We start from the raw sequence: 20,388 nt of genomic DNA, 5'->3' as shown, positions 1-20,388 counted from the left end.
ATCGGCCAAGTTCAACAACAGCCGCTCAGCCTTTGAAGCTGGCCTTGCGCAGCAACGATTCGTACTGCTGAGACATCATGTAGTTTTGAACTTGGGCCATGAAATCCATGGTCACCACCACGATGATCAACAGTGAGGTTCCGCCAAAGTAGAACGGAACGTTGTACTTCAAAATCAAGAACTCGGGCAACAGACACACCACCGTGATGTAGATGGCACCGACCAATGTCAAACGCCCCAAGATCTTGTCGATGTGCTTTGCAGTTTGCTCACCTGGACGGATGCCCGGGATGAACGCGCCACTTTTCTTCAAGTTATCCGCAGTTTCCCTGCTGTTGAACACCAATGCGGTGTAAAAGAAGCAGAAAAACACGATGGCTGCACCGTAAAGTGCCACGTAAATGGGCTGCCCCGGCGTCAACGCCGACGCAATGTCCTTCAACCACCGCATGGATTCGCTGGTGCTGAACCAGCCCACCACGGTTGCCGGAAGCAGGATGATCGACGACGCAAAAATTGCGGGGATCACACCGGCCATGTTGAGCTTCAGAGGCAAATGCGAACTTTGTCCGCCATACACCTTGTTGCCCACTTGTCGCCGAGCGTAATTGACCAGGATCTTGCGCTGCCCCCTCTCCACGAACACCACGAAATAGGTGACCAAAACCACCAACACCATGATGAACAGCGAAGCCAGGATGTTCATGGCACCCGTGCGAACCAACTCAAACAAACCTGCAGCAGCATTGGGCAGACCTGCGGCGATGGAAGAGAAAATCAGGATGGAAATCCCATTTCCCAAACCTCGCTCTGTGATCTGCTCACCCAGCCACATCAAGAACAGGGTACCAGCGGTCAAGGTGACCACGGTGGTCAGACGAAACACAAAGCCAGGATCAATCACCAAGCCCGGCGTTCCTTCAAGCGCAAGCGCAATGCCCAGCGATTGAAACAACGCCAAACCGACCGTGCCGTAACGGGTGAACTGAGTCACCTTGCGGCGACCGGATTCACCTTCCTTCTTCAACTGCTCAAGCGCTGGAACCACGTACGTACCCAGCTGCAGGATGATCGATGCCGAAATGTACGGCATGATCCCCAAGGCGAACACCGCAAAGCGCGACAACGCCCCCCCCGAAAACATGTTGAACAGATTGAGAATGCCGCCTTCTTGCGACTTGAACAATGCCGTCAACTGATCAGGGTTGATGCCCGGAACAGGGATGTGCGCACCGATCCGGTAAACCACCAGAGCGAGCAACAGGAAGACAAGCCGACGACGCAAGTCACCGTACTTGTCCGATTTGGCCACAGCAGAACCGTTGGTTGCCACGTTATGTCTCGTCAGTCGTCACACAGCAGCAAATCAGGCCACCGAACCGCCAGCAGCCTCAATGGCTGCCTTGGCGCCCGCGGTGGCGCCGATGTCCTTCAGCTTGACAGCGATGGACAGCACACCAGTGGCCACGACCTTGACTTTGCGGGTGAGCTCGGAAACCAGACCTGCCTGCTTCAACGTCAGCAGATCCACTTCGGCGGCATTCAACGCAGCCAAGTCGCTCAAAGTGACTTCGCCAACAAAGGGCTTCATCTGCGATTTGAAACCGCGCTTGGGCAAACGCCGTTGCATGGGCATCTGGCCGCCTTCAAAGCCGACCTTGTGATAGCCACCTGCACGAGACTTTTGACCCTTGTGACCGCGACCGGCGGTCTTGCCCAAGCCAGAGCCGATGCCGCGACCCACGCGGCGCTTGGCGTGCTTGGCGCCTTCGCCGGGTTTGATGGTATTGAGTTCCATTGAGAGACCCACTTACAGTACGGTGACCAGGTAACTGATCTTGTTGATCATGCCGCGAACGGCAGGGGTGTCTTGAAGCTCACGCACGCTGTTCAGCTTGCGCAAACCCAGGCCACGAACGGTGGCGCGGTGAGACACTTTGCAACCGATGGGGCTGCGGACCAATTTCACTTTGACGGTGTTGGGGGTGGTCATGATGATTACCTCAACCCAAAATTTCTTCCACCGTCTTGCCACGCTTGGCGGCAACTTCGGCGGGGGTGGTGGAATTCTTCAGTGCGTCCAGGGTTGCACGCACCAAGTTGTAAGGGTTGCTCGAGCCATGGCTCTTGGCCACGACGTCGGTGATGCCCAGCACTTCAAAAACAGCGCGCATCGGGCCACCAGCGATGATGCCGGTACCTTTGGATGCGGGCAGCATCATGACGCTGGAAGCTCCGTGTTCACCATGGACGCTGTGATGGATGGAACCATTCTTCAGCGCCACTTTGATCATGTTGCGACGAGCTTGCTCCATGGCCTTTTGCACGGCCACGGGCACTTCACGCGCCTTGCCCTTGCCCATGCCAACACGACCATCGCCGTCGCCAACAACGGTGAGCGCAGCAAAACCCAAAATGCGACCGCCCTTGACCACTTTGGTCACGCGGTTGATCGCGATCATTTTTTCGCGCAGACCGTCATCCGGAGCGTCACCCTGCGCCTTCGCCTGAAACTTAGCCATTGTGTGTTTTCCTTGAATCAGAACTGCAGGCCAGCTTCGCGGGCTGCGTCAGCGAGGGCTTTGACACGACCATGGTAGGCAAAGCCTGCACGATCGAAAGCCACTTTTTCCACGCCAGCTGCTTTGGCTTTGGCTGCAATGCGCTTGCCAATGACCTCTGCTGCAGACTTGTTGCCACCCTTGCCCGTAGCACCCAGTTGCGCACGCACTTCTGCTTCCACAGTGGAAGCAGAGGCCAGCACGCGGGCGCCGTCGCCGGAAATCACGGATGCGTAAATGTGCAGGTTGGTCCGATTGACCGTCAAACGCACGGCACCTTGCTGAGCAATGCGCAGGCGGGTCTGGCGGGCACGACGGAGACGTTGCTCTTTTTTCGTCAGCATGATCCCAGTCCTTATTTCTTCTTGGTTTCTTTGATGGTCACCGTCTCATCCGAATACCGGATGCCCTTGCCCTTGTAAGGCTCGGGGGGGCGAACAGCGCGCACCTCGGCAGCGATTTGACCGACGCGTTGACGGTCGGCACCCTTGATCACCACTTCCGTGGGAGACGGGGTTTCAACCTTGATGCCAGCAGGCATGTCCATGACCACGGGGTGAGAGTACCCGACGGTCAGGTTCAACTTAGCGCCTTGTGCCTGGGCCTTGTAACCCACGCCGATCAGCGTCAGCTTACGCTCAAAGCCTTTGCTGACACCTACCACCATGTTGTTCACAGACTGGCGCATGGTGCCCGACATTGCGTTGGCTTCGCGGGATTCATCAACAGGCGTGAAGCTCAACGAACCGTTGTTGCTTTCCACCTTCACCAGCGCACTTTGTGCAACCTCAAGAGCACCCAAAGCGCCCTTGACGATGACTGCATTTGCATTCAGCGTCACGTCCACGCCTTGCGGGACGTTGATGGCCATTTTTCCTACACGTGACATTCAGTGTTCTCCTCAATGGCCCGCGTCAGGCGACGTAGCACAGCACTTCACCACCGACACCTTCGGCACGGGCCTTGCGGTCGGTCATGACACCACGCGGCGTGGTCACGATGGCGACCCCCAGGCCGTTCATGACCTGAGGAATGGCGTCACGTCCTTTGTAGACGCGCAGACCAGGGCGGCTGACGCGCTCAATGCGCTCAATCACAGCACGGCCAGCGTAGTACTTCAGCTCAATCACGAGCTCGGACTTGCCATCGGCATTGACAATTTTGTAACCATCGATGTAGCCCTCGTCCTTCAGGACTTTGGCGATGGCTGCTTTAACCTTCGAAGACGGCAGCGACACGGTGGTCTTGTTGACCATCTGCGCGTTGCGGATGCGCGTCAGCATATCGGCGATAGGATCACTCATGCTCATTTGGGGTTCTCCTACTGCTTACCAGCTGGCCTTGGTCATGCCGGGGATTTCGCCGGCAAAAGCCATTTCACGGACCTTGGCACGGGCCAGACCGAACTGACGGAACGTGCCACGGGGACGGCCCGTGATTTCGCAACGGTTGCGCTGACGGGTCGGGTTGGCGTTGCGAGGCAACTTTTGCAGAGCCAAACGAGCAGCGTCACGCTCCTCATCGCTCAGCTTGGCATCTTTGGAAGCCGTTTTGAGTTCGGCGTACTTTTTGGCGAACTTGGCCGCGAGCGTTGCCCGCTTCAGTTCACGCTGGAGAAAAGCTTGTTTTGCCACACGCCACCTCAGTTCTTGAAGGGGAAACGGAAACCTGCCAGCAGAGCCTTGCACTCTTCGTCGGTCTTGGCGGTTGTCGTGATGGAGATGTTCAGGCCACGCAGAGCATCCACCTTGTCGTATTCGATTTCGGGGAAGATGATTTGCTCTTTGACGCCCACGTTGTAGTTGCCACGGCCATCGAACGAGCGACCGGAAATACCGCGGAAGTCGCGAACCCGAGGCAAAGCCACGGTCACAAAGCGATCCAGGAATTCGTACATCTGAGCACCGCGCAGGGTCACCATGCAGCCGATGGCCTGACCTTCACGGATCTTGAAACCAGCGATGGCCTTGCGAGCCTTGGTCACCACAGGCTTTTGACCTGCAATTTTGGTCAGGTCACCCACAGCGTTGTCCATGACCTTTTTGTCGGCCACAGCCTCACTGACGCCCATGTTCAGCGTGATCTTGGTGATGCGAGGCACCTCCATCACCGACTTGTAGCCGAACTTCTTCATCAGTTCGGGGGCAATGGTGGATCGGAATTGTTCTTGCAAACGTGCCATGGTCATGCCGCCTTGATCTCTTCGCCAGAAGACTTGAAGACGCGAACCTTCTTGCCATCGGCCAGTTGCTTGACGCCAACACGGTCAGCCTTGCCGGTTGCCGCATTGAAGATCGCCACATTGGATTGATGGATGGGCATGGTCTTGTCGATGATGCCGCCTGCAACCCCTTTCATGGGATTCGGCTTGGCGTGCTTCTTGACCACATTCACACCCTCGACCACCAGACGGGACTCGTCGGCACGAGACAGCACCGTGCCACGCTTGCCTTTGTCACGACCGGCGATGACGATGACCTCGTCGCCTTTAACAATCTTGTTCATGTCAGTGCCTCACAGAACTTCAGGGGCCAACGACACGATCTTCATGAACTTTTCCGTACGGAGTTCACGGGTGACGGGGCCAAAGATGCGGGTGCCAATGGGCTCCAGCTTGCTGTTGAGCAGCACGGCAGCATTGCCATCAAATTTGATGAGCGCGCCATCGCCGCGACGAATGCCCTTGGCGGTACGAACCACCACAGCGCTGTAGACCTCGCCTTTTTTCACGCGGCCACGGGGAGCAGCTTCCTTGATGCTCACTTTGATGATGTCGCCCACACTGGCGTAACGGCGCTTGGAGCCGCCCAGCACCTTGATGCACATCACGGACTTTGCACCCGTGTTGTCGGCAACATCGAGTCGAGATTGCGTTTGGATCATTTGATTTAAATCCCAACTTGAGTCCCCTCATCCACCATGGACGAAGGCGATCAGTCTTGGGCCCGTCGTTCACGCCAAGCGATGCGAAGCCTTATTGCCACGCACCACCCGACACTTTCGGTGGGCAGAACTTCTTCGCCTTTGACAGCGAAGCCCGCTAGTATCTAGGCAACAAGATGCCTTGTCAATACCTTTGTGGCGTTTTTCACCCGGGAAGTGTCTGATACCGTCGACACAACTCCACAAACTGCGCCTCCTGCGGTTGCAAGACGCCCTCTGTGCGCATGACTTCGGCCACATGTGGCGCCATCCGCTGTGCCTCGCGCGCATCCAGAAACAGGGCTCGCCACCGACGCGCGAGGACATCCTCCACCGTCTGTGCGTATTCTTCGCGAACGGCGTATCGCACCATTCCCTCCGTCAACCCCATGCCCAGTTCGCGGTTGGTACCCGGGCACGCCAGCACCGCATCGGCTTGGGTGCCATACAGGTGCAAGCCCGGCGGCGCATGAAGGGGGACACACGAACCCGCCTCCTGCTGCGGGGCACCGAACAACGGATGGCACACCGTTCCCCCTGCTGGCCGTGGCGGCAACAACCCGGACTCAAAGCACCGATCCAGAACATCTTCGGCCATTGCTCTGTAGGTTGTCCATTTACCCCCCGTCACCGTGACCAGTCCACCCGGATCCACCACCACGGTGTGCTCACGCGACAACACCTTGGTTGCCCCCTCTTTGGCATCCGGCGGTGCCACAAGCGGACGCAAACCCACCCACGCACTTCGAACGTCTCCGCGGTTCACCGGGGTCTGGAGCACGCGACTGGCTTCAGACAAAATGAAATCGACTTCCTCTGCAAACGGCTGGGGCTCGCGAGGCAGGTCTTGGCGAGGCGTATCCGTTGTGCCCAACACAAGTTTGCCCATCCATGGCACAGCAAACAGCACCCGACCGTCTCGCGTCTTGGGCACCAGCAAGGCGTGGTCGGCGTCCAGAAACTTGCGATCAACCACCAAATGCACGCCCTGACTCGGCCGCACCATGGGGGGCGCTGAAACACCCCCCATGGCGTACCTTTGGCGAAGTCCATCCACCCACACCCCCGTTGCATTGACCACACAACGGGCCTGCACCTCAAAACGCCGCGACGAAACCGCATCCACCACCGTAACCCGAGCCATGCCGCCAGGCCCTTCTGACGGGCGAATGGAATCCACCGCCGCATGATTCAGCACTTTGGCCCCCGCCACTTCAGCGGTACGCGCCAACGCCAGCGCAAGGCGAGCATCGTCAAACTGGCCATCCCAATATTGGACGCCCCCCTTCAGCCCTGTCGACGAGACCCCAGGCAACGCTTGGAGCGTCTGCGATCGACCGAGAAAGCGAGTGCGCCCCAGACCAGACCGGTGTGCCATCAGGTCGTACAGCGTCAATCCCGCCCCATAAAACGGCGTCTGCCACCATGCAAACGATGGCATGACGAACGGCAATGGCTGCGCCAGGTGGGGCGCCAATTTCATGACCGTCGTTCGTTCGAACAATGCCTCCCTGACCAACGCCACATTCCCTTGCGCCAGGTAGCGGACACCGCCGTGCAACAACTTGGTGGAGCGGGATGACGTGCCACTGGCGAAATCATGGCTCTCAAACAAAGCCACCGAAAAGCCGCGCAACGCTGCATCCAGGGCCACCCCCAATCCAGTCGCGCCGCCCCCAACAACGACCAAGTCGAACACGGGATTGGCGACGATCACATCAAGCAGGTCTGCGCGGTTCATGGGTCTGCATTCGGCCGTGCACCCCTTCTCAGGAGCGCACGGAAAGGTTCAAGAAATCAACAATCGGATGTCATACATCAACGCACCTTGCCTGCCTTCCACGCATCCAGCAAAGATTGGTAGTTGATGGTTTCGCCCTTGGGCTTCTCGTTGGTCAGCTTCTTCCAAGGCGCAGCCTTGTCGGACAGCCATTTGTCCGCGCTGGCTTTCTTGTTCAGCTTGGGGGCGCAATGCGCCATGCCTGCACGCTCCAGCCGCCCCAGCACGTCGTCCATTTCCTTGGCCAGGTTGTCCATGGCGCCTTGGGGCGTCTTTTCGCCTGTCACGGCCTGGGCCACGTTTTTCCACCACAGCTGTGCCAGCTTGGGGTAATCAGGCACGTTCGTGCCGGTGGGAGACCATGCCACACGCGCAGGGCTCCGGTAGAACTCCACCAAGCCGCCCAGTTTGGGCGCCATGTCGGTCATGGCCTTGCTTTGGATGTCGGACTCACGAATGGGCGTCAGGCCCACCAAGGTCTTTTTCAACGACGTGGTCTTGGCCGTCACGAACTGCGCATAAAGCCATGCAGCTGCAGTCCGACCGGCGTCATGGTCCTTGAAGAACGTCCAAGAACCCACGTCCTGGTAGCCGTTCTGCATGCCTTGCTTCCAGTAGGGGCCATTGGGGCCAGGGGCCATGCGCCACTTGGGGGTGCCATCGTCGTTCACCACAGGCAAGCCCTTTTTGGTCATGTCGGCCGTGAACGCCGTGTACCAGAAGATCTGTTGCGCAATCTGCCCCTGGGCGGGCACCGGCCCCGCTTCGCCAAAGGTCATGCCAGTGGCTTCCTTGGGGGCGTACTTCTTCATCCAATCCACGTACTTGGTCAGTGCGTAGACGGCCGCAGGTGAGTTGGTGGCACCGCCGCGCTCCACCGAAGCCCCCACCGGGGTGCATTTGTCGTCCGCCACGCGAATGCCCCACTCGTCAATGGGCAGGCCGTTCGGGGTGCCAATGTCTGCTGTGCCCGCCATCGACAACCATGCGTCGGTGAAACGCCAGCCCAACGAGGGGTCCTTTTTGCCGTAGTCCATGTGGCCATAGATGGCCTTGCCGTCGATGGTCTTCACGTCGTTGGTGAAGAACTCGGCGATGTCTTCATATGCAGACCAGTTGAGGGGAACACCCAGGTCGTAGCCGTACTTGGCCTTGAACTTGTCTTTCAAGTCCTTGCGTTCAAACAGGTCCGCCCGGAACCAGTACAGGTTGGCAAACTGCTGGTCAGGCAGCTGGTAAAGCTTGCCGTCCGGGGCCGTGGTGAATTTCGTGCCGATGAAATCCTGGATGTCCAGACCGGGGTTGGTGTATTCCTTGCCTGCACCACTCATGTAGTCGGTCAAGCTCATGACCTTGCCATACCGGTAGTGGGTGCCAATCAGGTCAGAGTCACTGATCCAGCCGTCGTAAATGGACTTGCCCGACTGCATGGACGTTTGCAGCTTCTCCACCACGTCCCCCTCCTGAATGAGGTCGTGCTTCACCTTGATGCCCGTGATCTCCTCAAAGGCCTTGGCCAGGGTCTTGGACTCGTATTCATGGGTGGTGATGGTTTCCGACACCACCGAGATTTCCTTCACCCCCTTGGCCTGAAGCTTCTTGGCGGCTTCAATGAACCACTTCATCTCCGCCATCTGCTGGTCTTTGCTGAGGGTTGACGGCTGAAACTCACCATCAACCCACTTCTTGGCCGCCGCTTCGTCCGCCCACACCGACTGACCACCCAAAGCACAAGCCACCGCCAGCGCAAGGGCGTTGTAACGAAGTTTCATGAATGTCTCCTAATGCAAAGTTTGTGAAGTGGTTGCTGCCCCGAAACACACCATCCAGGCGTCCACAACCCCGGGCAGCGCCGGGTTGGACCCCACGAAAACCATCAGCCTTTTTTCATGATCAGCGCCAGAAGGGCCACGGAGAGCACAAAACTGATCCACACACTGGGCTCAGTCTCCAGCGACAGCACCTCTGCCAACCACCCCGCACTGCCCACAAACGCCAGGTTGACGTACGCAGCGGACAGCAAGCCGATGAACAACCGGTCTCCGCGGGTGGTGGCCAAGGGCAAAAAACCTTTGCGCATGGCGGTGGGGGATTTGATTTCCCAAAGCGTCATGCCGACCAGCAGCATGGCGATGCACACAAAGAACACGGCCACCGGGGTGGTCCAGACCATCCAGTCAAACATGGCGGCTCCTCAAACGCGGCCCATCGCAAAGCCCTTTGCGATGTAGTGACGCACAAACCAGATCACGATGGCCCCCGGGACGATGGTCAGCACCCCCGCCGCAGCCAGGGTGGCCCAATCCATGCCCGAGGCACTCACGGTGCGGGTCATCGTGGCCACGATGGGCTTGGCATTGACGCTGGTGAGGGTGCGGGCCAGCAGCAGCTCCACCCAGGAGAACATGAAGCAGAAGAAAGCGGCCACCCCCACGCCAGCCTTGATGAGTGGCAGGAAGATGAACACAAAGAAGCGGGGAAACGAATGACCGTCGATGTAGGCGGTTTCGTCAATCTCGCGGGGAATGCCGCTCATGAACCCTTCAAGAATCCACACCGCCAACGGCACATTGAACAGCAGGTGAGCCAGCGCAACGGCCATGTGGGTGTCCATCAGCCCCACGGTGGTGTAGAGCTGAAAGAACGGCAGCAGAAACACCGCAGGCGGCGTCATGCGATTGGTCAACAACCAGAAGAACACATGTTTGTCCCCCAGAAAGCTGTAGCGGCTGAACGCGTAGGCCGCGGGCAAGGCCACCGTGATGGAAATCAAGGTGTTGATGCCCACGTAAATCAGGCTGTTGATGTAGCCCGAGTACCAACTCTCATCCGTGAAGATGGTGCGGTAGTTCGCCCAAGTGAAGTGATGCGGCCACAACGCAAAGCTGGACAAGATTTCTTCGTTGGTCTTGAAACTCATGTTGACCATCCAGTAGATGGGCAACAACGCAAACACCAGGTACGCCACCAGAAACAAGCTGCGCTTGTGAAAGCGTTGCTCATGCATGTTCAACCCCTTCTTGTTGGGCCTGGCCCAAAGACTGCATCCAGTTGTAGAGCACGAAGCAGAACAGCAGGATGATCAGGAAATAGATCAGGGAAAACGCAGCCGCAGGCCCCAAATCGAACTGCCCCACAGCTTTCTGCGTCAGGTATTGCGACAAGAACGTGGTGGCGTTGCCAGGTCCACCCCCCGTCAGCACAAAGGGCTCGGTGTAGATCATGAAGCTGTCCATGAACCGCAGCAGCACCGCAATCATCAGCACGCCCCGCATCTTGGGCAGTTGGATGTAGCGAAACACCGCCAGCTTGCTCGCCCCGTCGATGCGGGCCGCCTGGTAATACGCGTCGGGAATGCTGCGCAAACCTGCGTAGGCCAACAATGCCACCAGCGGCGTCCAGTGCCACACGTCCATCAGCAGCACGGTCAACCACGCGTGCAGGGCATCCCCGGTGTAGCTGTACTCGATGCCCATCCATGCCAGGGTGTGCCCCATCAGGCCAATGTCGGAACGTCCGAAAATCTGCCAGATGGTGCCCACCACATTCCACGGAATCAGCAGCGACAGCGCCACCGTGACCAGCGTGGCCGACGACTTCCACCCCTGCGCCGGCATGGACAACGCCAGCGCAATGCCCAGCGGAATTTCCACCAGCAAAACCGCCAGTGAGAACTTCATCTGGTTCCACAGGGCCGCATGCAGGTCCTCGTCTCGCATGACCGCCGCAAACCACTCGGTGCCCACAAACACCCGCCGCTCCGGGCTGATGATGTCCTGCACCGAATAGTTCACCACCGTCATCAGGGGCAAGATGGCCGAAAAGGCCACGCAGATGAAGACGGGAAGGACCAGGAACCACGCCTTCTGGTTGACCGGTTTGCTTGTGCTGCTCATGCCACCCACTCCTCATTGCGGTAGTAACAGGTGTGACTCCCCACCACCCCCGCACCCACGGTGCTGCCCACCTCGGGCACCGAGGCATCGGCTGCGAGGCGGGCCTTGAGGTGTTGCGAGCCCACCCGCAACGTGACCAAAAAATACGTTCCGATGTCCTGCACCTGAACCACCGTGGCCGGCAATACCCCGGGCTGATCCAGCCGCCCCAAAGACAGGTACTCGGGCCGGATGCCCACACGCACCTCGCCATCGGCCAGCGATCGCCCGCACGGCAGGGCCAGCCCTGCCACCTGGAGCACACCCGACTGCACCTCCGCATCCAGAAAGTTCATGCCCGGCGATCCGATGAAGTGCCCCACAAACGTGTGCGCCGGTCGCTCAAACAGGGCATCTGGCGTGCCCAGCTGAACCACCTTGCCCCGGGTCATCACCACCACTTGGTCGGCAAACGTGAGCGCCTCCACTTGGTCGTGTGTCACGTAGATGAGGGTCAGCTTGAGCTCGTGGTGGATTTGCTTGAGCTTGCGGCGCAATTGCCATTTCAAATGCGGATCAATGACCGTGAGCGGCTCGTCGAACAGCACGGCAGACACATCCGGGCGAACCAAACCACGGCCCAGCGATATTTTTTGCTTCTGGTCGGCCGACAGGCCCGCCGCCCGCATGTCCAGCTGGTGGCTCATGTCCAGCATCTCGGCGATCTGCCCCACCCGTGCATGGATCTGTGCCGCAGGCACTTTGCGGTTCTTCAAGGGAAACGCCAAGTTTTCGGCCACCGTCATGGTGTCGTAGATGACCGGGAACTGAAACACCTGCGCGATGTTGCGCTCCTGGGGTGACGACCGCGTGACATCCCGCCCGTCGAATTTGACACTGCCCTGCGAAGGCACCAGCAAGCCCGACATGATGTTGAGCATGGTGGTTTTCCCACACCCCGAAGGGCCAAGCAGTGCGTAGGCGCCGCCGTCCTCGAACGTCATGTTCAAAGGCAGCAGGGCATAGTCTGCGTCCACCTTGGGCTGAGGGCGGTAGGCATGCGCCAAGTCCAGGTCAATGCGGCTCATGCCTTGGCCTCCCCACGAACGGGCGCCACCACCAGGCTGCCCGACTGATCAAACACATACACCTGCTGGGGGCTGACGCAGAGCGAAACCGGCGCACCCAGATCGAACTCGTGCACGCCCGTCAGCTGCGCCACCACATCACCCACCGCGGTGCGGGCGTGCACAAACGTGTCCGAGCCTGAAATTTCGGCCAACTCCACCTGTCCAGCCACCACCCAATCGCCCGGTCGTGCGCGTTCCCGCACCGCACTGGCCCGGATGCCCACGGTGACGCTGCGCGACACCGTGGGTGGCAAGGCCACCGGAATCTGCACATCCCCCGCCAAGCGAACCCCGGCATCAAACACCTCACCGGCCAGCAGGTTCATGGGGGGATCGCTGAACGCCCGCGCCACACGCACCGACTGGGGGCGATGGAACACCTCCGCCGTGGGGCCGTACTGCAACAACTCGCCCGCATCCATCACGGCGGTGTACCCGCCCAGCAGCAGGGCCTCACTGGGCTCGGTGGTGGCATAGACCACGGTGGAGTCGCCCGTGGCAAACAGCTGACTCAGCTCGTCGCGCAGTTCTTCGCGCAGCTTGTAATCCAGGTTGACCAGCGGCTCGTCGAGCAACATCAGCGGCGCCTTCTTGGCCAGCGCCCGGGCCAGCGCCACCCGCTGCTGCTGCCCGCCAGACAACGCCGAAGGCAACCGATCCAAAAACACATCAATGTGCAGCTTGGCGGCCAGTTCGCGCACCCGAGCATCCACGTCTGCCTTGGGCATCCCCGCCAGTTTCAAGGGCGACGCGATGTTGTCAAAGACCGTCATTGACGGGTAATTGATGAACTGCTGGTACACCATGGCCACGTGGCGTTGGCGCACCGGCACCCCGGTCACGTCCACACCATCCACCCGCACCCGCCCGGTGGTGGGCACGTCCAACCCAGCCATGATTCGCATCAAGCTGGTCTTGCCCGCTTGTGTGGCGCCCAACAGCACCGTGACGGCACCGGGCACCAGTTCAAGGCTCATGGGGTAGAGGTGGGGACTGGCCCCCACGGTTTTACCCACATCATCCAAAGTCAGCCGCATGCTTGTTCCAAGGTCAATAGAGGTGCGTTTTGCGTTCGATCGGTGAATTTTATTGTTCGTTTTGATTCGTTTTTATTCGGTATTTACCCTCGATGGAGCCATTTGGTTTTCCGTTATGTTCTTGACACCGTTGGCCGCGCCTGAGAAACGCCCCTGTCCACACCCATGAACCTCTCCCCACGACACACCCAGATGCTGGATGTGGTCCGAACCCACGGCCCCCAGACCATCGAAACGCTGGCCGAACGCTTTGGCGTCACCCTGCAAACCGTCCGCCGCGACGTGCAGCGCCTGGCGGAAGCCGGCCTGCTCTCGCGTTTTCACGGCGGCGTTCGCCTGCCTGGCTCCACCACGCAAAACATTGCCTACCGCCAACGCCAGGCCATGGAATCCGAGGCCAAAACACGCATCGCCCGCGCCGTTGCGGAGCGGGTGCCCAATGGCTGCTCACTCATCCTGAACATCGGCACCACCATCGAAGCCGTGGCCCAGGAGTTGCGCCACCACCGAGGCCTGCGCGTCATCACCAACAACCTGCACGTGGCCGCCGTCATGAGCACCAACCCCGAGTTCGAAGTGATCGTGGCCGGAGGCCAGGTGCGCACCAGCGACCAAGGCATCGTGGGTGAAGCCACCGTGGAGTTCATGCGCCAGTTCAAGGTGGACATCGGCCTCATCGGCATCAGCGGCATCGAATGCGACGGCACGCTGCGCGACTTTGACTACCGCGAAGTCAAGGTGGCCCGCACCATCATTGAGCAGTCCCGCCAGGTGTGGCTGGCCGCCGACCGCAGCAAATTCAACCGCCCGGCCATGGTCGAACTGGCCCGGTTCGACGACATTGACGTGCTGTTCACCGACGCCGCGCCCCCAGCCCCCTTCGACCGCCTGCTGGCCGACTGCGATGTCGAATGCATGGTGGCCACCAACGCGCCCGCCCCCCATTGACCCCTTCCCAAGGAACACCGTCATGAGTCACCTGCTGGCCCTGGACCAGGGCACCTCCAGCTCACGCAGCATCGTGTTTGATCGCCAAGGACAGGTTGTGGCCATGGCCCAGCGGGAGTTTCGCCAGATCTACCCGCAACCGGGATGGGTGGAACACGACCCCATGGACCTGTGGCACACCCAGCTGGACACCGCACGCGAAGCCCTGGCCAAGGCCGGGCTCAAGCCCTCCGACATCCGGGCGGTGGGCATCACCAACCAACGCGAAACCACGGTGGTGTGGAACCGCCGCACGGGTGAACCCGTCTACAACGCCATCGTCTGGCAGGACCGCCGCGCCGAATCCACCTGCGCCGCCCTGCGTGAGCGTGGCCTGTCTGACGTGGTGCTGCAAAAGACCGGGCTGCGCATCGACGCCTACTTCTCTGGCACCAAACTCAAATGGATCCTTGACCATGTGCCCCAAGCCCGGGCGCTGGCAGAGGCAGGCGACCTGGCCTTTGGCACGGTGGACAGCTGGCTGATCTGGAACCTCACCGGCGGGGCCGCCCACGTCACCGACCACAGCAACGCCTCGCGCACGCTGCTGTTCAACATCCACACCCAGGACTGGGATGCCGAGCTGCTGCAAGCCCTGGACATTCCCCCGTCGCTGATGCCGCAATCGCTGCCATCCAGCGCCCATTTCGGCGACGTGCGGCCCGAGCACCTGGGCGCAGCGCTGCCCATTGGCGGCGTGGCGGGCGACCAGCAAAGCGCCCTGTTCGGCCAAGCCTGCTTCCACGCGGGCATGGCCAAAAACACCTATGGAACCGGCTGCTTCATGCTCATGCACACGGGCGGCCAATTCCAGCGCAGCCAGAACGGTCTCATCACCACCGCCGCCGCCCATCCCGCGGGAGCCCCCCAATACGCCTTTGAAGGCAGCGTGTTCATTGGCGGGGCCGTGGTGCAATGGCTGCGTGATGGCTTGCGTGCCATCCAGTCCAGCAGCGAGGTGCAAGCCTTGGCCGAAAGCGTGCCCGACGCCGGTGGCGTGGTGCTGGTGCCCGCCTTCACCGGCCTGGGCGCTCCGTACTGGCAACCGGACAGCCGGGGCAGCATCGTGGGTCTGACCCGGGGCAGCACCATCGCCCACATTGCGCGCGCAGCGTTGGAGAGCATTGCGTTCCAGAGTGCCGCGCTGCTGCAAGCCATGAGCCGCGACGCCGTGGCCCACGGCGGGGTGCCGGTGAGCGAGCTGCGGGTGGACGGCGGGGCCTGCGTCAACGACCTGCTGATGCAAATCCAGGCCGACCTGCTGGGCATTCCCGTGGTGCGCCCCGCGGTGATTGAAACCACCGCACTGGGTGCCGCCTACCTGGCAGGGCTTCACGCCGGGGTGTACACCAGCCTGGACGAGCTGTCGCAGCAATGGCGTGCCGAACGCACCTTTCACCCCACCCTGCCCCGAGATCGGGCCGCCGAACGCATGGCGCAATGGGAACATGCCGTGCGCCAGACCACCGCCCCCTGAGCCCGCGCAGGCGCGACACAATAGGGGCTTGACCATCCCTTGAGTCCCATCATGAGTCCCCTGCAAGCACACTCCCTCATCACTTTCATCGGCGGCGGCAACATGGCCAGCGCCATCATCGGCGGACTGGTGGGCCAAGGGTGGCCCGCGGCACAGATCCAGGTGGTGGAACCGTTCGAGGAACAACGCGCCCGGCTGGCGCAGCAGTTTGGCGTGCAGGCGCAGGCCACCCCATCGGCGCAGCTGCAAGACAGCCGCCTGGTGATCTGGGCCGTCAAACCTCAAACCTTCAAGGAGGCGGCCGCGTCGGTTCGCCCCCTGCTGAACGACAGCCTGCACCTGAGCGTGGCCGCCGGCATCCGCAGCGACAGCATTGCGCAGTGGCTGGGCACCGAAGCCGTGGTGCGCGCCATGCCCAACACCCCCGCCCTGGTCGGGCTGGGCATGACGGGCCTGTTTGCCCGCCCCGCCGTCACCGAACGCGACCGCACCCTGATCGAACACGTGCTGGCCCCCACCGGCAAGCTGATGTGGCTGGGCCACGAAGCCCACCTGGACGTGGTGACGGCCCTCTCCGGCTCAGGCCCGGCCTACGTGTTCTTCTTCCTGGAAGCCATGACCCGGGCCGGGGCCGAACTGGGCTTGTCGCGCAGCGATGCCCACCACCTGGCCGTGAACACCTTTGTGGGGGCCTCGGCCCTGGCCCAACAGTCCGACGAACCGCCCGAATTGCTGCGCCAGCGCGTCACGTCCAAAGGCGGCACCACCCATGCGGCCATCAGCCACCTGGAAGCCACGGGCGTGCAACAGCACTTTGTGGAAGCCATGCGCGCGGCCGCCACACGCGCCCAGGAACTGGGTGACGAATTCGGCCGCTGAGCCCCTTCAGAGCACATCGGCAAAAAAAAGCCACCTTGCGGTGGCTTGTAAAGTCCCTTTGGAGGGGACATCGTTGGGAATCTGGGCTGGTGCGGTGTGGCCCGCGCCATGCCTTTTGTCTTGTGGACCCTGAAAGTTGTGACAGCAACTGGAAACGGATTGTGAAGGCTGTCACGAATTTTCACCATCCCTCATTTGGGGGAAGCGGTGGGCATTGACAACGGCAGTTTAACCACAAAACGGGCCCCGCCACCCGGGGCTTCGGCACACACCACCCGCCCCTGATGGCGCTGCGCAATGCTGTTGACCAACGCCAATCCCAAGCCCACCCCGCCCTGGCGCTCGCTCGCACCGGACACCCGGTAGAAGGGCTGAAAGATGCGCTCGCGTTCGGCCACCGGCACCCCGGGGCCATGGTCGTCCACCGTCACCACCGCCCAGGTTTTTCCCGACTCGTGCGCCTCGGACAAGGTGAGTGACACCCCGCCCCCGTCCACCGACGGCGAACGGCGACCGTACCGACACGCGTTTTCCAGCAGGTTGCGCAACACGCGGCGCAACAACCGCGCATCCCCCCGCACCATCGGCTGGGCGAACACCTCCAGCGGCACGTCCACGCGGGCGCATTCTTCGGCGGCCAGGCCGGTCAGGTCCACGTCTTCCCAGTTCAGCAGGCCGTCGTCGGCCAGGTCCATGCGGCTGGCCAGCAGGATTTCGTCGATGAGCTGATCCAGTTCGGCAATGTTGCGGGCCATTTCGGCGCGTTGTGTGGCCTGCTGGGTCGCATCCCCACTGGTCAGCAGCTCCAGGCCCATGCGGATGCGGGCCAGGGGCGAACGCAGCTCGTGTGACGCATTGGCCAGCAGGGTTTTGTGCGACTGCACCAGGCCCTGCACCCGCTCGGCCGCCGCGTTGAAACGCTGGGCCAGAAACGCCACCTCGTCCTTGCCCTCCACGGGCAGACGGACCGACAGGTCACCGTCGCCCCAGCGCTCCACCCCGTGCTGCAAGCGCTCCAACCGCAGGGTCAGCCAGCGCACCACGGGGTAAGTGCCCAGCGCCACCGCCACCGCCACCACGCCCAACATGCCCAGGAAACCCACCGTGGGCCAGCGCCAGCCCACCGCCTCGCCCGGGGGTTTGCCCGGGGGACGGTCCAACGAGGGCGGATGGGCCACGCCGCCATGCATCGGCCCGGCATGCGGGCCAGGAGCCCCCCCTTCGTCGGGGGGAGCGCGTCGGCCCCGGGGCAATTGCACGTACAGGGTTTGCCCGTCGCGCAACGGCACTTCAAACTCCAGCGGACCGCCACCGGGGGCATGCAGCGGGCGGGCCGGGGCCTGGCCCAGCACCTCGCCCTGGGCGTTGTAGATGATGACTTCCCGCCCCGGGCGCTCGGCGCGCTGGCGTTCTGCGTCCAGGCGCCACAGCCAGGCCGCCAACGCCGACAGCACCACCAAGGCCGTGACCACGGCCAGCCAGATGCTGAGGTAGAGGCGGCGGCGCATGGCGTCAGTCCTGCTGGCGGGCAAACACGTAACCCACGCCGCGCACCGTCAGGATGCGGCGGGGGTGCTTGACGTCGGCCTCGATGGCTTGGCGGATGCGGCCAATGTGCACGTCGATGGAGCGGTCGAACGCCTCCAGCTCGCGCCCGCGCACCGCCTCCATGATCTGGTCGCGCGACAGCACCCGCCCGGCCCGCTCGGCCAGGGCCACCAGCAGGTCGAACTGGTAGGAGGTGAGTTCACACGGTTGGTCGGCCACCGCCACGGTGCGGGCATCGCGGTCGATGGCCAATGAACCAAAGCGCAAGGGCGGTTGCGTGGGGGCTGCGGTGAGAAGCGCCCCCGCGGCGTCGTCCCCCCGGCGGCGCAACACGGCGCGGATGCGGGCCAGCAACTCGCGGGGTTCGAAGGGTTTGGGCAGGTAGTCGTCCGCCCCCATCTCCAGGCCGATGATGCGGTCCATGGGGTCGCCCTTGGCCGTGAGCATCAGCAGCGGCACCTTGGCCATGGGGCTGTTGAGGCCGCGGATGCGGCGGCACACCTCCAGGCCGTCCATGTCGGGCAGCATCAGGTCCAGGATGACCAGGGCGGGGGTGGGCGGTGCGTCCTGCGCCAGCAGGGCCAGGCCCTGGGTGGCATCGGGGGCATGGCGCACGGCATAGCCGGACTGGCCCAGGTAGGTGGCCACCATGCCCGCCAGGCGCTCGTCGTCTTCGATCATCAACAAGGGGGTCATGGCTGCATTCTGGCCCCGCCATGGCGGCGCTCAGGTGTCCGTTGGGTAAAGATGAGTGAACTGAAAATCAGGAGCAAACACATCAAACAAATCAAGCGCCAGGGGCAGATTTTTTCATCAACATCCACACCAGCACCAGCACCGGCACGCCCAGCACGGCGGTGCCGGTAAAAAACACCGGGTAGCCCACGGCATCCACCGCCACGCCGGAAAAGCCGGCCAGCCATTTGGGGGCCAGCAGCATCATGGAGCTGAACAGCGCGTACTGCGTGGCCGAGTACTGCACGTTGGTCAGGCTGGACAGGTAGGCGATGAAGGCCGCAGACGCGATGCCCCCGGCCAGGTTGTCGGCCGACACCACGGCAATGAGGGCGGTCACGTCGTGCCCGTGCCCGGCCAGCCACGCAAACAGCAGGTTGCTGGCCGCCGACAGCACCGCCCCCAGCATCAACACCCGGTGCACGCCCAGCCGCGCCGTGAGCGCACCGCCCACAAACGCGCCCACCAGCGTCATCACCACGCCATAAACCTTGGTGACCGCCGCCACTTCGTCCTTGGTGTAGCCCATGTCCACATAGAACGGGTTGGCCATGATGCCCATGACCACGTCGCTGATGCGGTAGGTGCCGATCAGCACCAGGATGAACACCGCCTCCCAGCGGTGACGGCGCAAAAAGTCGGCAAACGGCTCCACCAGCGCCCCCTGCAACCAGACCGACAAGCTGCGTGCGGGCGGCAGCTCGGCCCGGGCGGGTTCACGGCTGAACAACACCGTCAGCGCCCCCACCAGCATGGACACGGCCATGACCGTGTAGGCCGTTTCCCAACCGCCATTCTGGTAACCCGCCTGGGCCACCGCGGTGGAGGCGGCTTCGCTGCGTGCGGCCAGCCACAGCACCCCGGCCCCGGCCCAGATCATGGCCAGCCGATAGCCGGTCTGGTACATGGCGGCCAGCATGCCCTGGGCCTCGGTGCGGGCCGATTCGATGCGGAAGGCGTCCAGCGCAATGTCCTGCGTGGCCGACGCAAACGCCACCACCAGGGCGCAGCCCACCAGCACCTGCAAACCATCACGCGGATCGGCCAGCGCCATGCCCACCAGGCCACCCGCAATGGCCGCCTGCGACAACAGCAGCCAGCTGCGCCGCCGCCCCAGCCAGCGCGTCAGCAGCGGCAAGGGCAGTCGGTCCACCAGCGGGGCCCAGCACCACTTGAAGGCGTAGGCCAGCCCCACCCAGCTCAGGTAGCCGATGGTGGAACGGTCCACCCCGGCCTCGCGCAGCCGAAAGCTGAGCGTGCCCAGCACCAGCAGCAAGGGCAGGCCCGCGGAGAAACCCAGCGCCAGCATGCGCAGGCTGGCGGGCTCCAGCGCCAGCCGTGCACTGGCCAGCCAGCTGCGGTCGGCAGGCGCGGCAGTGTCAGTGGTGAAGGGCGCTGCCGCGGGAGACGCCACAGATTCGGCAGAAGTGGACAACTTCGAGGGGGTGGAGGACATG

24 protein-coding genes are annotated in these 20,388 nt (G+C 62.0%); 3 read left to right on the top strand and 21 right to left on the bottom strand.

Features of this window, described 5'->3' with window-relative positions; translation table 11 throughout:
* Nucleotides 1-25 precede the first annotated feature (25 nt).
* The 18 genes from secY to ACYVB7_RS17430 all read right to left on the bottom strand — a co-directional run bounded on the left by secY (nucleotide 26) and on the right by ACYVB7_RS17430 (nucleotide 13,305).
* The gene (gene secY, locus ACYVB7_RS17515; protein ID WP_460509838.1) at nucleotides 26-1,333 is read right to left on the bottom strand and encodes a preprotein translocase subunit SecY; all 1,308 of its coding nucleotides are present in this window, start codon (nucleotides 1,331-1,333) and stop codon (nucleotides 26-28) included.
* A gap of 33 nt (nucleotides 1,334-1,366) precedes the next feature.
* Entirely contained in the window at nucleotides 1,367-1,798 is a 432-nt protein-coding gene (gene rplO / locus ACYVB7_RS17510; RefSeq protein ID WP_460509836.1) for a large ribosomal subunit protein uL15, read from the bottom strand.
* Between the two features lie 12 nt (nucleotides 1,799-1,810).
* A complete protein-coding gene (rpmD, locus tag ACYVB7_RS17505; RefSeq protein ID WP_460509834.1) occupies nucleotides 1,811-1,993 on the bottom strand; it encodes an uL30 family ribosomal protein in 183 nt (60 codons plus the stop codon).
* A gap of 10 nt (nucleotides 1,994-2,003) precedes the next feature.
* Complete coding sequence (gene rpsE / locus ACYVB7_RS17500) at nucleotides 2,004-2,522, bottom strand: 30S ribosomal protein S5 (RefSeq protein WP_460509832.1); 519 nt, start codon at nucleotides 2,520-2,522, stop codon at nucleotides 2,004-2,006.
* 17 nt (nucleotides 2,523-2,539) lie between these two features.
* The gene (rplR, locus tag ACYVB7_RS17495; protein ID WP_460509830.1) at nucleotides 2,540-2,905 is read right to left on the bottom strand and encodes a 50S ribosomal protein L18; all 366 of its coding nucleotides are present in this window, start codon (nucleotides 2,903-2,905) and stop codon (nucleotides 2,540-2,542) included.
* An 11-nt stretch (nucleotides 2,906-2,916) separates the two neighbouring features.
* Entirely contained in the window at nucleotides 2,917-3,450 is a 534-nt protein-coding gene (gene rplF, locus ACYVB7_RS17490) for a 50S ribosomal protein L6 (protein WP_460509828.1), read from the bottom strand.
* 25 nt (nucleotides 3,451-3,475) lie between these two features.
* Nucleotides 3,476-3,871: a 30S ribosomal protein S8 gene (gene rpsH / locus ACYVB7_RS17485; protein ID WP_460509826.1), complete on the bottom strand. Its 396-nt coding sequence runs from the start codon at nucleotides 3,869-3,871 to the stop codon at nucleotides 3,476-3,478.
* Between the two features lie 18 nt (nucleotides 3,872-3,889).
* Entirely contained in the window at nucleotides 3,890-4,195 is a 306-nt protein-coding gene (rpsN, locus tag ACYVB7_RS17480; protein WP_460509824.1) for an uS14 family ribosomal protein, read from the bottom strand.
* A gap of 8 nt (nucleotides 4,196-4,203) precedes the next feature.
* Nucleotides 4,204-4,743 carry a 50S ribosomal protein L5 gene (rplE, locus tag ACYVB7_RS17475; protein ID WP_460509822.1) on the bottom strand — a complete coding sequence of 180 codons (540 nt, stop codon included), beginning with the start codon at nucleotides 4,741-4,743 and terminating at the stop codon, nucleotides 4,204-4,206.
* Between the two features lie 2 nt (nucleotides 4,744-4,745).
* The gene (gene rplX / locus ACYVB7_RS17470; protein ID WP_460509820.1) at nucleotides 4,746-5,066 is read right to left on the bottom strand and encodes a 50S ribosomal protein L24; all 321 of its coding nucleotides are present in this window, start codon (nucleotides 5,064-5,066) and stop codon (nucleotides 4,746-4,748) included.
* Between the two features lie 9 nt (nucleotides 5,067-5,075).
* Nucleotides 5,076-5,444 (bottom strand): large ribosomal subunit protein uL14, encoded by a 369-nt coding sequence (gene rplN / locus ACYVB7_RS17465; protein WP_460509818.1) that lies wholly within the window; start codon nucleotides 5,442-5,444, stop codon nucleotides 5,076-5,078.
* Between the two features lie 205 nt (nucleotides 5,445-5,649).
* Entirely contained in the window at nucleotides 5,650-7,224 is a 1,575-nt protein-coding gene (locus tag ACYVB7_RS17460; protein WP_460509816.1) for a glycerol-3-phosphate dehydrogenase/oxidase, read from the bottom strand.
* A gap of 77 nt (nucleotides 7,225-7,301) precedes the next feature.
* Nucleotides 7,302-9,035 carry an ABC transporter substrate-binding protein gene (locus ACYVB7_RS17455; RefSeq protein WP_460509814.1) on the bottom strand — a complete coding sequence of 578 codons (1,734 nt, stop codon included), beginning with the start codon at nucleotides 9,033-9,035 and terminating at the stop codon, nucleotides 7,302-7,304.
* Nucleotides 9,036-9,139: 104 nt separating this feature from the next.
* Nucleotides 9,140-9,448 carry a DUF2160 domain-containing protein gene (locus tag ACYVB7_RS17450; RefSeq protein ID WP_460509812.1) on the bottom strand — a complete coding sequence of 103 codons (309 nt, stop codon included), beginning with the start codon at nucleotides 9,446-9,448 and terminating at the stop codon, nucleotides 9,140-9,142.
* A 9-nt stretch (nucleotides 9,449-9,457) separates the two neighbouring features.
* Complete coding sequence (locus ACYVB7_RS17445; protein WP_460509810.1) at nucleotides 9,458-10,270, bottom strand: carbohydrate ABC transporter permease; 813 nt, start codon at nucleotides 10,268-10,270, stop codon at nucleotides 9,458-9,460.
* On the bottom strand, nucleotides 10,263-11,159 hold the full coding sequence (locus ACYVB7_RS17440; RefSeq protein WP_460509808.1) for a carbohydrate ABC transporter permease: 897 nt from the start codon (nucleotides 11,157-11,159) through the stop codon (nucleotides 10,263-10,265). The genes ACYVB7_RS17445 and ACYVB7_RS17440 overlap by 8 nt, the downstream gene beginning before the upstream one ends.
* The gene (locus ACYVB7_RS17435) at nucleotides 11,156-12,226 is read right to left on the bottom strand and encodes an ABC transporter ATP-binding protein (RefSeq protein ID WP_460509806.1); all 1,071 of its coding nucleotides are present in this window, start codon (nucleotides 12,224-12,226) and stop codon (nucleotides 11,156-11,158) included. Before ACYVB7_RS17435 ends, ACYVB7_RS17440 begins: the two co-directional genes overlap by 4 nt.
* Nucleotides 12,223-13,305, bottom strand: a complete 1,083-nt coding sequence (locus ACYVB7_RS17430) for an ABC transporter ATP-binding protein (protein ID WP_460509804.1) — start codon at nucleotides 13,303-13,305, stop codon at nucleotides 12,223-12,225. The genes ACYVB7_RS17435 and ACYVB7_RS17430 overlap by 4 nt, the downstream gene beginning before the upstream one ends.
* Before the next feature lie 165 nt (nucleotides 13,306-13,470).
* On the opposite strand from ACYVB7_RS17430, the gene ACYVB7_RS17425 reads away from it, so the two are divergent.
* From ACYVB7_RS17425 to proC, 3 genes are read left to right on the top strand one after another with little or no spacing between them, the layout of a single operon-like run.
* Nucleotides 13,471-14,253, top strand: coding sequence for a DeoR/GlpR family DNA-binding transcription regulator (locus ACYVB7_RS17425; RefSeq protein WP_460509802.1), 783 nt, complete (start codon nucleotides 13,471-13,473; stop codon nucleotides 14,251-14,253).
* 22 nt (nucleotides 14,254-14,275) lie between these two features.
* Nucleotides 14,276-15,769, top strand: coding sequence for a glycerol kinase GlpK (gene glpK, locus ACYVB7_RS17420; protein ID WP_460509800.1), 1,494 nt, complete (start codon nucleotides 14,276-14,278; stop codon nucleotides 15,767-15,769).
* A gap of 51 nt (nucleotides 15,770-15,820) precedes the next feature.
* The gene (gene proC / locus ACYVB7_RS17415) at nucleotides 15,821-16,648 is read left to right on the top strand and encodes a pyrroline-5-carboxylate reductase family protein (protein WP_460509798.1); all 828 of its coding nucleotides are present in this window, start codon (nucleotides 15,821-15,823) and stop codon (nucleotides 16,646-16,648) included.
* A gap of 191 nt (nucleotides 16,649-16,839) precedes the next feature.
* On the opposite strand, the gene ACYVB7_RS17410 is transcribed toward proC, so the two are convergent.
* The 3 genes from ACYVB7_RS17410 to ACYVB7_RS17400 all read right to left on the bottom strand — a co-directional run bounded on the left by ACYVB7_RS17410 (nucleotide 16,840) and on the right by ACYVB7_RS17400 (nucleotide 20,387).
* Nucleotides 16,840-18,156: a sensor histidine kinase gene (locus ACYVB7_RS17410; RefSeq protein ID WP_460509796.1), complete on the bottom strand. Its 1,317-nt coding sequence runs from the start codon at nucleotides 18,154-18,156 to the stop codon at nucleotides 16,840-16,842.
* A 4-nt stretch (nucleotides 18,157-18,160) separates the two neighbouring features.
* Entirely contained in the window at nucleotides 18,161-18,892 is a 732-nt protein-coding gene (locus tag ACYVB7_RS17405) for a response regulator transcription factor family protein (protein ID WP_460509794.1), read from the bottom strand.
* A gap of 91 nt (nucleotides 18,893-18,983) precedes the next feature.
* Nucleotides 18,984-20,387: an AmpG family muropeptide MFS transporter gene (locus ACYVB7_RS17400; protein ID WP_460509792.1), complete on the bottom strand. Its 1,404-nt coding sequence runs from the start codon at nucleotides 20,385-20,387 to the stop codon at nucleotides 18,984-18,986.
* Nucleotide 20,388: the final 1 nt, after the last annotated feature.

Source organism: Hydrogenophaga soli (assembly GCF_054777695.1).
The sequence above is the reverse complement of the archived record's forward strand: the minus strand, read 5'-3'. Positions and strand labels throughout refer to the sequence as shown.

What these genes read in the sequence shown, in the direction of transcription:
- rplE (WP_460509822.1), bottom strand. Translation starts at nt 4,743, where the DNA reads ATGGCACGTTTGCAAGAACAATTCCGATCCACCATTGCCCCCGAACTG.
- rpsE (WP_460509832.1), bottom strand. Translation starts at nt 2,522, where the DNA reads ATGGCTAAGTTTCAGGCGAAGGCGCAGGGTGACGCTCCGGATGACGGT.
- ACYVB7_RS17405 (WP_460509794.1), bottom strand. Translation starts at nt 18,892, where the DNA reads ATGACCCCCTTGTTGATGATCGAAGACGACGAGCGCCTGGCGGGCATG.
- rpsH (WP_460509826.1), bottom strand. Translation starts at nt 3,871, where the DNA reads ATGAGCATGAGTGATCCTATCGCCGATATGCTGACGCGCATCCGCAAC.
- rplO (WP_460509836.1), bottom strand. Translation starts at nt 1,798, where the DNA reads ATGGAACTCAATACCATCAAACCCGGCGAAGGCGCCAAGCACGCCAAG.
- rplX (WP_460509820.1), bottom strand. Translation starts at nt 5,066, where the DNA reads ATGAACAAGATTGTTAAAGGCGACGAGGTCATCGTCATCGCCGGTCGT.
- glpK (WP_460509800.1), top strand. Translation starts at nt 14,276, where the DNA reads ATGAGTCACCTGCTGGCCCTGGACCAGGGCACCTCCAGCTCACGCAGC.
- ACYVB7_RS17455 (WP_460509814.1), bottom strand. Translation starts at nt 9,035, where the DNA reads ATGAAACTTCGTTACAACGCCCTTGCGCTGGCGGTGGCTTGTGCTTTG.
- rpmD (WP_460509834.1), bottom strand. Translation starts at nt 1,993, where the DNA reads ATGACCACCCCCAACACCGTCAAAGTGAAATTGGTCCGCAGCCCCATC.
- proC (WP_460509798.1), top strand. Translation starts at nt 15,821, where the DNA reads ATGAGTCCCCTGCAAGCACACTCCCTCATCACTTTCATCGGCGGCGGC.
- ACYVB7_RS17435 (WP_460509806.1), bottom strand. Translation starts at nt 12,226, where the DNA reads ATGAGCCGCATTGACCTGGACTTGGCGCATGCCTACCGCCCTCAGCCC.
- rplF (WP_460509828.1), bottom strand. Translation starts at nt 3,450, where the DNA reads ATGTCACGTGTAGGAAAAATGGCCATCAACGTCCCGCAAGGCGTGGAC.
- ACYVB7_RS17400 (WP_460509792.1), bottom strand. Translation starts at nt 20,387, where the DNA reads ATGTCCTCCACCCCCTCGAAGTTGTCCACTTCTGCCGAATCTGTGGCG.
- ACYVB7_RS17410 (WP_460509796.1), bottom strand. Translation starts at nt 18,156, where the DNA reads ATGCGCCGCCGCCTCTACCTCAGCATCTGGCTGGCCGTGGTCACGGCC.
- rplR (WP_460509830.1), bottom strand. Translation starts at nt 2,905, where the DNA reads ATGCTGACGAAAAAAGAGCAACGTCTCCGTCGTGCCCGCCAGACCCGC.
- rplN (WP_460509818.1), bottom strand. Translation starts at nt 5,444, where the DNA reads ATGATCCAAACGCAATCTCGACTCGATGTTGCCGACAACACGGGTGCA.
- ACYVB7_RS17430 (WP_460509804.1), bottom strand. Translation starts at nt 13,305, where the DNA reads ATGCGGCTGACTTTGGATGATGTGGGTAAAACCGTGGGGGCCAGTCCC.
- ACYVB7_RS17440 (WP_460509808.1), bottom strand. Translation starts at nt 11,159, where the DNA reads ATGAGCAGCACAAGCAAACCGGTCAACCAGAAGGCGTGGTTCCTGGTC.
- ACYVB7_RS17450 (WP_460509812.1), bottom strand. Translation starts at nt 9,448, where the DNA reads ATGTTTGACTGGATGGTCTGGACCACCCCGGTGGCCGTGTTCTTTGTG.
- ACYVB7_RS17425 (WP_460509802.1), top strand. Translation starts at nt 13,471, where the DNA reads ATGAACCTCTCCCCACGACACACCCAGATGCTGGATGTGGTCCGAACC.
- ACYVB7_RS17460 (WP_460509816.1), bottom strand. Translation starts at nt 7,224, where the DNA reads ATGAACCGCGCAGACCTGCTTGATGTGATCGTCGCCAATCCCGTGTTC.
- ACYVB7_RS17445 (WP_460509810.1), bottom strand. Translation starts at nt 10,270, where the DNA reads ATGCATGAGCAACGCTTTCACAAGCGCAGCTTGTTTCTGGTGGCGTAC.